This window comes from Mesorhizobium sp. M1365 (assembly GCF_040317865.1).
Taxonomy (GTDB): domain Bacteria; phylum Pseudomonadota; class Alphaproteobacteria; order Rhizobiales; family Rhizobiaceae; genus Mesorhizobium.
Window position 1 is genome coordinate 55,389 of the sequence record NZ_JAMYLG010000028.1, and the last position, 12,059, is coordinate 67,447.

The following is a 12,059-nucleotide window of genomic DNA, read 5'->3' on the forward strand; positions in this document are numbered from 1 at the left end:
TGCATGATTCCGAAAAGGGTCGTCCGTTTAGACTCAGGACCGGCTCACACAGCGCGCGGCGCTGTGGAATGCACCTCAAAAGCCCCGTTTTCGGAACTTGCTGGGCGGCTAGACCGTTTGTGTTTGGTAGGTCCGTCTGACCGGCTGCTCGTGGTATGTCATCTACGTCGCGCAAGCTGCCGCATCGGGCGCAGAACCATCGGAAACGAGGAGAAATGGCTGTCATCCTCATCGGCGTGTTACTGACTGTCGCCGGCCTCGTCTATATGGCGGTAGCAGCCATCATGCGCGGGCGGCTTAGTGAACCGGCCGCTGTCTCCACCGCGCCGGACAGTCCGACGCCTTATCTCGCAACACCAGGTCCGACCCTGGAGCCGCGGCGGCGCGGGCTCCGTTTTCTCGGCCTGTCGCAGAACTGGCCGGGCCTTCTGATGATGGCCGTCGGCGCCATTCTGCTGTTGTCGGTGGTGGTCTTCTAATGCATTCGCGCAAAAGTGTGCAGCGGTTTTGCGATAACGACATGCATAAAAACAAGAATCTAAAGCGCGTCGCACAAGGCCGGTCGAACGCGACGCGCTTTAGAGTTTTCGACAGCAAGCCTCAGGCGGCTGCGCTCAGTCCCAGCCTCTCGAGCGCCAGCTTTCTAGTCGAGACATAGTCGGTCTTGCCGGAGCCCAGTACCGGGATCTCCTCGACCTTGACGATGTCGTTCGGCACCATCAGTTCGGCCGCCCCGGCTTTTTTGCCGAATTCCCGCAATTCGTCGGGATCGGCATTGTCGGCCGTGGTGACCAGAACGAGGCGCTCGCCGCGCCGCTTGTCCGGCACTGCCACCACGGCGTGGTGCTCTTCCGGCCACAGCGACTGCACCAGCATCTCGACCGCGCCAAGCGATACCATCTCGCCGGCTATCTTGGCGAAGCGCTTGGCGCGGCCGCGAATGGTGATGAAGCCTTCGCGATCGACCGAAACGATATCGCCGGTGTCGTGCCAGCCTTCGAGCGGCTGCAACTCGCCCGGCCGGTCGCCGGTCATGTAGCCCATCATCAGGTTCGGCCCGTCGAGCCACAGCCGGCCGGCGTCGCTGATGCCTTCGACCGGTTCGAGTTTCATGCGCATGGCCGGCAGCAGCCGCCCGACCGTTCCGTCGCGGCCGTGGATGGCGGTGTTGACGGCAACCACTGGTGCGGCCTCGGTCAAGCCAAAACCTTCGATGATCTCGGCCTGGAAGCGCTCGCGGTAAACTCGGCGCGTCTCCGGCTTTACCGCCTCGGCACCGGCCACGACGAAGCGCAGGCTGGAAAAATCGCCGTCCTTGGCGGTGCGGGCATAGTTGGCGAGGAACGTGTCGGTGCCGAACATCACCGTCGGCCGGACCTTGCGCGCCACCTCCGGAATAAGTTTGTAGTGCAGCGGTGACGGGTAGAGGAACAGCTTTACTCCGGTGACCAGCGGCAGGATGGTGCCGCCGGTCAGCCCGAACGAGTGGAACACCGGCAGCACGTTGAGCAAGATATCGGCCGGCGAGATGGTGATGCGGGCTTCCGCCTGCATCGCATTGGCAAGAAGATTCCGGTGCGACAGCACCACGGCCTTGGGCGTGCCTTCCGAGCCGGAGGTGAACAGGATCACCGCCGGCTTGGCCGCATCCTGGCGCTGCAACGGCCGGCGCCACAGCAAGGCGGCTGCGGCCTTGTCCAGCACGGTCACGCTTGCGCGGACATCCTCCAGCCACAGCAGTTTCGCCCCGCCCTTTTCCACCGCCTCGACGATGTCGGCGAGGTTGGCCTTTTCGACAAAGGCGCGTGAGGAGACCACGGTGCGGATCATCGCCGTGCGGATGGCGGCGGTGACGCTGGCCGGGCCGGCGGTATAGTTGATCATTGCTGCCACCCGCGCAGCCGACAAAAGTCCGACGAACGACAGCACGACGCCATTGGCGTTGGGCAGGAGCAGCCCAACCGCTTCGCCCGGCGCCGTTATTGCCTCGAACCGTCGGCCCAAAACCCTGGCGCCGATGAACACTTTCCGGTAGCTCAGGGCACCGCCAATGACGTCCTCGATTATTGGGTGCGAAGCGCCAACACGGTCGGCCGCATCGCGCATGGCGAGGAACAGCCCTCGGTCGAGATCACTGCCGAAAAGCCTGGCCTCGGCGAAGCGATCAAACAGCGCATTGGTGTTGGAGGCCTGATCTGGGTTCCGCGCCACCAGCTCGGCGATGGTCATCGGCTCCAGCGCGCTGATCGACAGCTGCGGAAACCAATGGCGCGGCGCCTTGTCCGCCGGCGTCAGCGAGGCCGGCAGGCTGCGTGCGCCGGCAACGAAGATCGGCACGATACGGGCGTCGGCCTGCATGGCGATACGGGTGATGGCGCGAAACAACCGAAACGACTTGACGTCTGGCTCGACCGCATCCGGCAGGTAAACGGCGAGCCGGCCCTTGCCCTTCAGCACCCGCACCAATCTGCGGCTGACGAAGACATGCTCGGCGTTGAAGGCGATGGTGCGGCCGAGCTCGCGCCACGGCTCCAGCCACGGCGATCTGGCCGAAGCCTGGTCGAGGATGTGCAGCGTGTCTTCCGGCAGCAGCGACAGCATCAGCGCCGGCTCGATGCGTGACTGATGCCAGATGACATAGATGACCGGGGCCACCGACCTGCGCGCAATCTTGATGCGCTCGTCGCTGATCCGGTAGGCGAGCTTGAACGGCACGTAGAGCAGCGCCTGGCTCAAACGCAGGCCGAGGCGGAACTTCTCCACCACGCCGATCAGCAGCCAGGCCGCGACAAGACCCGCAAGCAGCGCCAGTGTCAGGATCATCGCCGCATCTCCCAACGATCTCACGTCGCGGCTCTTCACCGGCCGCTTCGGGTGAGAACCTAGCCGAAGTTGGATCAACGTCAATGCGGCTCCATTTTTCCTTCTCTCCTATGTTTGATTCGCCTATGTTTGATTCGGCTCGGCTGCTTATCGCAGCTACGCCGCTTTCATCCTTCCGCTGATGAAGCGGAATTCCTGCGTCTTGCCGCCAAAGCCATAGGCGGCCGCAGGCACTTCATGCACGAGGGCGTAGCTTTCCCCATGCACCTTACCCAGCAGCCGGCCGAATGCCGCGAAAATTGCCTGCAGATACGCCTCCAGTTCGAGCTTGGTGTTGGTACCGTCGACAACCTTGATGTCGAGCCAGGCCGTGTTGGTGCCATGCTCGGCCAGCGACTTGCCGCCGGCGAACCAGTGCTCGGGGTCGTGATAGGAAATGGCAACAGCTGTGATCGTCGCGTCCTTGCGCAGATGCGTGGCTGTCAGTTCGGTCACTTCCCTGGCAATGGCGGCGGACAAAGCGGCATCGGGCTTGCCGGTAACGCTGACATTGATGATCGGCATGTTTCTTCTCCTCGGTTTCAAGCGGCGCCTCTTCGCCGTCGAGAAAATCATGCCATCGTCCTTTGATCAAAAAAATAGAATTGTTTTTGATAAACACTTTGATAGCATCGAATTATGCAGTTGTTCGATCCCGATCTCCTCAAGACTTTCCTCGCTTTCGTCGATGGCGGTTCCCTGGCGCGGGCCGCGTCGATCGTCGGTCGCTCGCCGTCCGCAGTGACCGCGCAGATGCAGCGGCTGGAGGATGTTGTCGGCGAACCGCTGCTGGTGCCGCAGGGGCGAGGGCGCGGCCTGACGCCGGCAGGCGAGGATCTGATCGTTCACGCGCGTCGCATCCTTGCCGCGCACCGCGAGGCGTGGCTGGCCCTCAAAGGCGCGCACGCCGACGGGCGCGTCGCCATCGGCACCACGCAGGATTTCGCCGACAGCGGCTTGCCGCAGCTTCTCAGGGCTTTTGCTGTCAGCCATCCGCGCGTCAGGATCGAACTGCGCGTCGGCCGTTCCGCCGAACTGGCGCAGGCTTTGCAGGCCGGCACCCTTGATCTGGCCATTGCCATGCGGCAGGTGCCGACACGGGACGAAGTCGGTGTGCTCAAGGAACCAATGATCTGGCTTTGCTCACAGAACGGGCTGGCCACCCGCCACGACGAACTGCCCTTGGCGTTGCTCGATCCCCATTGCGGGTTTCGCGAAGCGGCGACCAGTGCACTCGATGCGGCCGGCCGTCGCTACCGCATTGCTGCCGGCAGTGCCAGCCTTGCCGGCCTGCGCACGGCGGTGCACGCCGGCATCGCCTTGACGTTGAGGACGGCGCGCTTCGCTCATTCCGGCATCGTCGAGGCGCCGCGCGATCTTGATCTGCCGCCGGTGCCGGTCGCCGAATTCGCCGTCCGCTTGCGTGAGGATGCCGACCGGCCGGCGCAGGATCTGGCAGCGTTGTTCAGCGGCAACCTGGCCTTGGCCAATTGAGCCAGCAAAGAAAAAGCCGACCTTGCGGTCGGCTTCTGAGTAGGACGGGCCGAGGGGTTTGGGGGGACTTGGGGTGGCCCGTCGCAGCCATAATGCCTGAGCCCTATGATGGTTCCATGACTTTTCAAATTAATTTTCAGGACCGGATTTCTCGTGATCGGACCACCAACTCGCGCTCGGACGCGGCGAGGATTGGTCATGCATCCGCTGCGCGCTGCCTGGCCATCAGCCAGTCGCGGCCGGCGTGAGCGAACACCGCGCAAAGCACGATGGCGCCACCGACCATGCTGGCTGCCGGCGGGATCTCCGCCAGGAACAGGAAGGCAAACAGGATCGCGAATGGCACTTCAGCTGAACCCAGCAATCCGGACTCGGCCGCCGGAATAAGCCGGGTGCCCTCCGTCCACAGGATCGAAGCCAGCGCGAACGAGGCGCCGAAGGTGGCCAGAAGCACAGCGTCCCTGGCCGAGACAGCCAGCGGATCGGCGACGAACCAGCCGAGCACGAACAAAAGGAATGCCGACACCGCACCCGCCCACACCACCGGCGTGTCGCGGAAGGCGCGCACCATGATCATGTAGAGCGCGCTGCCGATCGTCATCAGCAGCGCCAGCCCGTCGCCGAACAAATGGCCGGTGCCGAAGCCGGACCAGACCATGATTGCCACACCGCATAATGACACAGCAGCGGCGGCAAGCGTCTGCAGCCGGAACGGCTCGCGGACCAACAGGAGGGCCAGCAGCGCGGTGACGAACGGGGCCGTGGCATAAATGATCGCGACATTGGCGACAAAGGTGAACTTGAACGCCGAGATAAAGGCGATGCTCGCGAGCGCGCCCTCGATCGCCAGCAGCCAGCCTCGCCAGCCGAGCCGCAAGCTGTCGCGACCGCCGGAGCGCTGGCGGCGCCATAGGACATAGAGGCTGATCAGGATCGAGCCGACGAAGCCGCGCCAGCAGGTAATGGTCAGCGGGTCGGCATGGATCGATTTGGTCAGCACGCCGGTGAGGCCGAAGACGGCCGCCGATGCCGAGACCAGGATGATGCCGAGGGTACGCTCGCGGGCGCTTTCCACTGTGCATGGCATGTCCAGCGATCCCGTCATCTCACCAGCCTACGCTGCCCCTTCCTGACACCATAGTGTCAGCTTGAGGCGTCCTGCATCGAAAACAGCAGGTAGGCAGCCCCGGTGAACAGGATTCCGGCAAGAACGCGTTCGCGGGTTTCCACGATGGCGATGTCGGCCATATGTCCGGCGGCCTTACGAATGTGTTGCGAGAGACGGTGTGAAGGCGTTGGATGCTCCCCTTATCGTCAGGCTATACGGGCGAAACCCTGCCAAGCGCTACGCCAGCGGAGACTTGCGTTTGGGCAGACGGCATCGCCGTTAGGCGGCGAAGCCAGGCAACTATGGGAGAGAAACGAAATGGACGCGATCGCATTGAAGGCCATACAGGCGCCGCTGAAGGTGGCCTATCGCGACGACGCCTCGCGCGCGCTGATTACTCTCCGCGCCAAAGGCTCGATCGACGACCAATCGATCGCCTGCAAGGTCGAGACAGGCAGGGCGATCGCCATTGCCGGGCTGCATCCGGCGACCGGCGGCACCGGGCTCGAACTCTGCTCCGGCGACATGCTGCTGGAGGCACTGGTGGCTTGCGCCGGCGTCACGCTGAAGGCGGTGGCCACGGCGCTGGAATTCAAGCTTGGGGCCGCCACGGTGGAGGCCGAAGGCGACCTAGACTTTCGCGGCACGCTTGGCGTGGCAAAGGATGCGCCGGTTGGCTTCCGCGCCATCCGGCTGACATTTGGCCTCGACACCGACGAGCCGCAGGAGCGCATCGATGCGCTGCTCAAGCTGACCGAGCGCTACTGCGTCGTGTTGCAGACCATCAGCCAGAAGCCGGAGCTGACGGTAAGCGCGCGACGCTGACGATCTCCCCCTCAAGTGGGGAGATCACGCTGTCCTACTGCGCCGACGGCTCCTCGGCGTCGCCCTCGTCGGCGAAGGGCGAGGCGCTCGGCACGCACTGCACCGACCAGCCGGCCGGCGTCGGTTGCTTCTGGTATTCGGTTATGGCGAAGGCGCACTGTTCGCGGGTGTCGAATGTGCTGGGCAGCACGACCATGCCGCCTTGCGGGCCGGCGATCACCAGATACCAGACTAACGCTACGCTCGGTGTCGCCATGAGTATTTCCTCGCTCTGCTTGTTTTGGGAGTCGCACGATCCTAGCAACTCCGGCCCAGCGGCGAAAGCTGGGCCAAAGCGCGGCGTTAAGCCACGGTATCACAGCCACGTGATGTCGGGTCGTTTTGGTTCAGTTCACCGCAAAACAATAGAACAGGCCGTCGCCGCCGGTGCCCTTCAGCGCTTCCTGGCTGCAGCCACCGCGTGACGCATGCGAGGAATTCCACGATTTGGCGGCTGCCGAATCATCGAGGCCGGTACGATCGTGATGACCCATCATCGCCACACCTTCTGCTCCGCTCAGCGTCCAGTCGCCGCAGGTCTGGTCGGCTATTTTCGTGCCATCCGGCTTGGAGCCGGTCAACACGTCGTGCCGGTTGGGCGCGTCGCCGCGGCCGTTGACCATTTGGCCCTTTTCGTCGAGTGCCGTCTGTTTGGTGATGGCGTTGGCATCGCTATGCAGGGAAGCGACATCATCGGCGATCTTGACGCCCTTGGCGTTGAACCACGGGCCTTTGCCGATACGGTCGCGTGCATCGGTATCGCTGGTCGAGAGATAGGCGCGCCATGTCTTGCCGGTAACGCCCGCGGCTTCGGCCAGTGAACTACAATGGGCGTCGGCGCCGGCGAGACCGCCGAGATCGGCGCCTTTGCCAGAGCCGACGCTGGTGACGAAAAAGCTCATCGTTGCCTCCTGCGACGACGCGGCGCCGATCACTGCAAGCAGCGCGGTGGCAGTCAAGAGAAGCAGTCTCCGCATATGGTCCTCCGTTTCTCGAATTGTGGCACCCGAACAACGTTGGTGCCGGCGCAATTCTTCCGGCAAAATGCGATGTGTGGCTACTCCGGCTGCCGGTAGGCGACAAAGCGATTGTGCTTGGCCTGGAAGATCAGCCCGGTCTCCTTGAGCGTGGGGCTGGCCAGCGGCACGATTCGCTTGGCGATCTCCGAAGGGTGCGGCAGTGTTTCAGGATCCTCGCCGGGTACCGCCTGCGCCCGCATCGCGGTGCGCGTTGCCCCGGGATCGGCGGCATTGACCCTGAGCGGGAGGTTTTCGGTCTCATGCGCCCATGAACGCGTCATGGCCTCGACCGCCGCCTTCGACGCCGCATAAGGCGCCCAGAAGGCGCGTGCGGAGTGGGCAAGGCTGGAGCTCAGCACAATAGCACGGCCGGCATCGGAAAGCCTGAGCAGCGGGTCGACCGAGCGGATCAGCCGCCATGTTGCGGTGACGTTGATGGTCATCACCTTCTCGAAGGTCTTGGCCTCGACATGGCCGATCGGGGCGATGACGCCGAGCACGGCGGCGTTGGCGACCAGTATGTCGAGCTTGCCCCAGCGCTCGTGGATGGCGCCGCCCAGCCGGTCGATCCCCGCCATGTCGGCAAGATCGAGCGGTACCAGCGTCGCCTGTCCGCCACCTGCCTTGATCTGGTCGTCGAGTTCTTCCAACCCGCCGACGGTGCGAGCAACCGCAATCACATGCGCACCGGCCGCGGCAAGCTCCCTGGCGATGAAATAGCCGATGCCGCGCGAGGCGCCGGTGACGACCGCAACGCGGCCGGAGAGGTCAAGGCTCATACGATGGATTCCGACAGGCAAGGTGAAACCGCCGTGAGGGGCTAAGGGGAGGGAGACAAACGGACCGGCAAGGCCTATGACCCGCCGGCCGCTAACAGCGACAGCGTGCGCACATTGTCGGAGCCTTCGAAGTCGGCAAGCCGGGTCGGATACTGGCCGGTGAAGCAGGCGTCGCAGAATTGCGGCTGCTCGTTGTCGCGGCCGGCCTCGCCGACGGCGCGGTAGAGCCCGTCGATCGACAGGAAGCCGAGCGAATCGACGCGGATGAACTCGGCCATCTCCTCCACCGACATGCGCGACGCCAGCAGCTTCGACTTTTCCGGTGTGTCGACGCCGTAAAAGCAGGAGGCGCGCGTCGGTGGCGAAGCGATGCGCATATGCACTTCCTTGGCGCCGGCATCGCGCACCATCTGGACGATCTTCTGGCTGGTGGTGCCGCGCACGATCGAATCGTCGACCAGCACCACACGCTTGCCTTCGATCATGCGGCGATTGGCGTTGTGCTTGAGCTTGACACCCATGTGGCGGATCGAATCGCCGGGCTGGATGAAGGTGCGGCCAACATAGTGATTGCGGATGATGCCGAGCTCGAACGGAATGCCCGCGGCCTGCGAAAAGCCGATCGCCGCCGGCGTGCCCGAATCCGGCACCGGCACGACGATGTCGGCCTCGACCGGACTTTCCTGCGCCAGCTCGGCGCCGATGCGCTTGCGCACTTCATAGACGTTGCGGCCTTCGACCGACGAATCCGGCCGCGCGAAATAGACATATTCGAAGATGCAGAAGCGGGTCTTCTGCGGCTCGAACGGGAACAGGCTTTCGATGCCCTTGCTGGTGACGACGACCATTTCGCCGGGCTTCAGGTCGCGCACGAAACGCGCACCGATAATATCGAGCGCGCAGGTCTCGGAGGCGAGAATCCAGGCGCCGTCGAGATCGCCGAGCACCAGCGGGCGGATGCCGAGCGGGTCGCGGCACCCGATCATCTTCTTGGACGTCATCGCCACCAGCGAGAAGGCGCCTTCGACTTGGCGCACCGCATCGATGAAGCGCGAATTCAGGTCGCGCTCCTTGCTGGTGGCAACCAGGTGCAGGAGCGTTTCGGTGTCGGAGGTGGAAGAGAAGATGGCGCCTTGCTTCTGGAGGGCGCGCTGAACGGTCATGGCGTTGGTGAGATTGCCGTTATGGGCGACGGCAAAGCCGCCATCGGCAAGTTCGGCGAAGAAAGGCTGGATATTGCGCAGACCGGCGCCGCCGGTGGTGGCATAGCGTGTGTGCCCGATGGCACGGTTGCCTTGCAGGCTGTCGATGACACGCTGCTTAGTAAAGGTGTCGCCGATCAGGCCGACATGGCGTTCGACATGGAATTGGGTGCCGTCATAGGAAACGATGCCGGCCGCTTCCTGGCCTCGATGCTGCAACGCATGCAGACCGAGCGTTACGATGGCTGCGGCGTCCTGCCGGCCGAAAATGCCGAACACGCCGCATTCGTCGTGGAAATGGTCGTCGGCTTCGGCGGAAAGCACGTCGTCTGCGTCTGCCACTGAGGCTGCCATTGGGGCTCAAGCTCCGCTAAAGTCGCCATATAAGGTCATAGCGCATCGAAAGCAACGCACGTCGTGCGGCGTTCACATGATCGACAGTCTTGAGCCTCGCAAGTCTGTCGAAATCAGTTTGCCGGCGCCGGGTTTGCAGGTGCCGGCGTCGCGGGCGCATTGTCGGCCGGCGGCGCATCGCTGTCGTCGGGTGCCGGAGCAGTGGCGTCGTCGCCGGCGGCAGGGGCTTCCGCTGCAGGCGCATCGGGGGCCAGAGGCGTCTCGGTGGCCGGCTGATTCGGATTGAGCTTGTTGAGGATGGCGTTTTCCGGATCCTCGGGCAGCAGGCTTTCGAGCTTGGCGCCGATCGATTCGAGCAATGGCTTTGACTTGGCGTTGGCAATCCAGCCTGGAGCCTTGGCGCCGGCCAGCCAATTGAAGAAAAGCAGCGCGACAGCGACGACCAGGATGCCGCGCGCCGCGCCATAGAGGAAGCCAAGTGTACGATCGAGCGCGCCGATCCTGGAATCGATGATCCAGTCGGCGAGCTTCATGGTGATGACCGAAACGACGATCAGCGCGACAATGAAGACGATACCGGCGGCCGCCGCCATGGCGGCCTTTTCGTTGTCGACATAGGGCTGAATGTAAGGCAGCACCGGCTTGTAGAAGAAGAAGGCGGCGGCCGCGGCGGCTGCCCAGGAGATGATCGACAGGATCTCGCGCGAAAAGCCGCGAACCATAGCGAGCATCGCCGAGACCAGGGTGAAGCCGACGAGAATTCCGTCAAGCAGCGTAATCGGCATGTTTTTCGCCCCACTCCGATCTCTTTTTCACGGCCCGACGAGCCGCATCACTCTTGCTCGTCGGCGCGGCTGCGCCGAGAGCCGGCTATTCGCGCCACGAGATCGGCAAGCTCGGTGGGCTGGAAAGCGCTGGCTCCGATCCCCCCGACCGCATTACCACCAACAAGTTCCTCGCTGCCCAAGGGCAGAACCGCGCGTCCGAAACCCAGCTTTTCGGCTTCCTTGAGGCGCTGCTGCGCATGCGCAACCGGCCTCACCGCACCCGACAGGCTGATTTCGCCGAAATAGACGCAATCGGCGGGAAGGGCAAGACCGGTGAGCGAGGAAACCAGTGCCGCCGCCACTGCCAGGTCGGCCGCCGGCTCCGAAATGCGGTAGCCGCCGGCAACGTTGAGATAGACGTCGTGCGTGCCGAAGCGGACGCCGCAATGGGCTTCCAGAACCGCCAGGATCATCGACAGCCGGGCACCGTCCCAGCCGACGACGGCGCGGCGCGGTGTGCCCAGCGTCGATGGCGCCACCAGCGCCTGGATCTCGACCAGCACCGGCCGTGTGCCTTCCATGCCGGCGAAAACCGCGGCACCCGGCGACTTCGCATGGCGCTCACCGAGGAAAAGCTCGGACGGGTTGGCGACTTCCCGCAAGCCCTTGTCCGACATTTCGAAGACACCGATCTCATCGGTCGGCCCGAAGCGATTCTTGACCGTGCGCAGGATGCGGTAGTGGTGGCCGCCTTCGCCCTCGAAATAGAGCACCGCGTCGACCATGTGCTCGACGACGCGCGGTCCGGCGATCTGGCCCTCCTTGGTGACGTGGCCGACCAGAACGATCGCCGCCCCTGTGGATTTTGCGTAGCGGATCATCGCCTGGGCGGCGGCACGCACCTGGGTCACCGTGCCGGGCGCCGAATCGGCCATATCGGTCCACAGCGTCTGGATCGAATCGAGAATGACCAGATCCGGCCGCTTACCATCGGCGATGGTGGCGAGGATGTCCTCGACATTGGTTTCGGCGGCGAGCTCGACCGGGGTGTCGGCGACGCCGAGCCGCTGGGCGCGCAGCCTGATCTGCGCGACCGCCTCTTCGCCCGAGACATAGACGATGCGGTGGCCCTTTGCCGCCAGCGCGGCCGCGGCCTGGGTGAGCAGCGTCGACTTGCCGATGCCGGGATCGCCGCCGACCAGCAGCGCCGAGCCGCGCACGAAGCCGCCGCCGGTGGCGCGGTCGAGCTCGCCGATGCCGGAGACGATGCGCGGCGCGTCCTCGATATCGCCGGACAGGCTGGTCAGCACCACCGCGCGGCCCTTGCGGGCGTTGCGCATGTTGGCCGGGCCCGAGCCGATGCCGCCTGCCGTGCCTTCTTCGACCAGCGTGTTCCACTCGCCGCAGGCATCGCATTTGCCGGCCCAGCGCTGATGCACGGAGCCGCAATTCTGGCAGATGAACTGGACGCGGGATTTGGCCATCAGGCGCGGCCTGCGACAATTGAAAGACAGGTCGGCGGGACAGCGCCCCCCTCTGTGCGGGCGGGGCGATTCACAAAAACCCCCCCGGGGGGGGTTTTTGCGGCGGGCACGAGGGGGGGGGGGAGG

12 protein-coding genes are annotated in these 12,059 nt (G+C 64.3%); 3 read left to right on the forward strand and 9 right to left on the reverse strand.

Features of this window, described 5'->3' with window-relative positions:
• Window positions 1–215 precede the first annotated feature (215 nt).
• On the forward strand, window positions 216–479 hold the full coding sequence (locus NKH04_RS24005) for a hypothetical protein (protein ID WP_023677727.1): 264 nt from the start codon (window positions 216–218) through the stop codon (window positions 477–479).
• Window positions 480–600: 121 nt separating this feature from the next.
• Here the strand turns inward: NKH04_RS24005 and NKH04_RS24010 are convergent, their stop codons facing one another.
• Window positions 601–2,823, reverse strand: a complete 2,223-nt coding sequence (locus NKH04_RS24010) for an AMP-binding protein (RefSeq protein WP_352871482.1) — start codon at window positions 2,821–2,823, stop codon at window positions 601–603.
• A 156-nt stretch (window positions 2,824–2,979) separates the two neighbouring features.
• Window positions 2,980–3,387 (reverse strand): tautomerase family protein, encoded by a 408-nt coding sequence (locus NKH04_RS24015; protein ID WP_353045064.1) that lies wholly within the window; start codon window positions 3,385–3,387, stop codon window positions 2,980–2,982.
• A gap of 114 nt (window positions 3,388–3,501) precedes the next feature.
• Here NKH04_RS24015 and NKH04_RS24020 point away from each other — a divergent pair, with 114 nt between their 5' ends.
• Window positions 3,502–4,356 carry a LysR substrate-binding domain-containing protein gene (locus tag NKH04_RS24020; RefSeq protein ID WP_352771628.1) on the forward strand — a complete coding sequence of 285 codons (855 nt, stop codon included), beginning with the start codon at window positions 3,502–3,504 and terminating at the stop codon, window positions 4,354–4,356.
• Between the two features lie 196 nt (window positions 4,357–4,552).
• Here NKH04_RS24020 and NKH04_RS24025 read toward each other — a convergent pair whose 3' ends face one another.
• The gene (locus NKH04_RS24025) at window positions 4,553–5,461 is read right to left on the reverse strand and encodes a DMT family transporter (protein WP_502899634.1); all 909 of its coding nucleotides are present in this window, start codon (window positions 5,459–5,461) and stop codon (window positions 4,553–4,555) included.
• Window positions 5,462–5,782: 321 nt separating this feature from the next.
• Between NKH04_RS24025 and NKH04_RS24030 the strand changes: the two genes are divergently transcribed.
• Window positions 5,783–6,289, forward strand: a complete 507-nt coding sequence (locus tag NKH04_RS24030) for an OsmC family protein (RefSeq protein ID WP_352871479.1) — start codon at window positions 5,783–5,785, stop codon at window positions 6,287–6,289.
• A gap of 34 nt (window positions 6,290–6,323) precedes the next feature.
• Here NKH04_RS24030 and NKH04_RS24035 read toward each other — a convergent pair whose 3' ends face one another.
• The 6 genes from NKH04_RS24035 to radA all read right to left on the reverse strand — a co-directional run bounded on the left by NKH04_RS24035 (window position 6,324) and on the right by radA (window position 11,933).
• Entirely contained in the window at window positions 6,324–6,545 is a 222-nt protein-coding gene (locus tag NKH04_RS24035) for a hypothetical protein (protein WP_023677720.1), read from the reverse strand.
• Between the two features lie 130 nt (window positions 6,546–6,675).
• Window positions 6,676–7,305, reverse strand: a complete 630-nt coding sequence (locus NKH04_RS24040; RefSeq protein WP_352871477.1) for a hypothetical protein — start codon at window positions 7,303–7,305, stop codon at window positions 6,676–6,678.
• A gap of 80 nt (window positions 7,306–7,385) precedes the next feature.
• Window positions 7,386–8,126, reverse strand: coding sequence for an SDR family NAD(P)-dependent oxidoreductase (locus NKH04_RS24045; RefSeq protein ID WP_254820236.1), 741 nt, complete (start codon window positions 8,124–8,126; stop codon window positions 7,386–7,388).
• A gap of 74 nt (window positions 8,127–8,200) precedes the next feature.
• Window positions 8,201–9,670 carry an amidophosphoribosyltransferase gene (gene purF / locus NKH04_RS24050; RefSeq protein WP_023677717.1) on the reverse strand — a complete coding sequence of 490 codons (1,470 nt, stop codon included), beginning with the start codon at window positions 9,668–9,670 and terminating at the stop codon, window positions 8,201–8,203.
• Between the two features lie 125 nt (window positions 9,671–9,795).
• On the reverse strand, window positions 9,796–10,467 hold the full coding sequence (locus NKH04_RS24055; protein ID WP_023677716.1) for a CvpA family protein: 672 nt from the start codon (window positions 10,465–10,467) through the stop codon (window positions 9,796–9,798).
• A gap of 47 nt (window positions 10,468–10,514) precedes the next feature.
• The gene (radA, locus tag NKH04_RS24060) at window positions 10,515–11,933 is read right to left on the reverse strand and encodes a DNA repair protein RadA (protein WP_352615843.1); all 1,419 of its coding nucleotides are present in this window, start codon (window positions 11,931–11,933) and stop codon (window positions 10,515–10,517) included.
• Window positions 11,934–12,059: the final 126 nt, after the last annotated feature.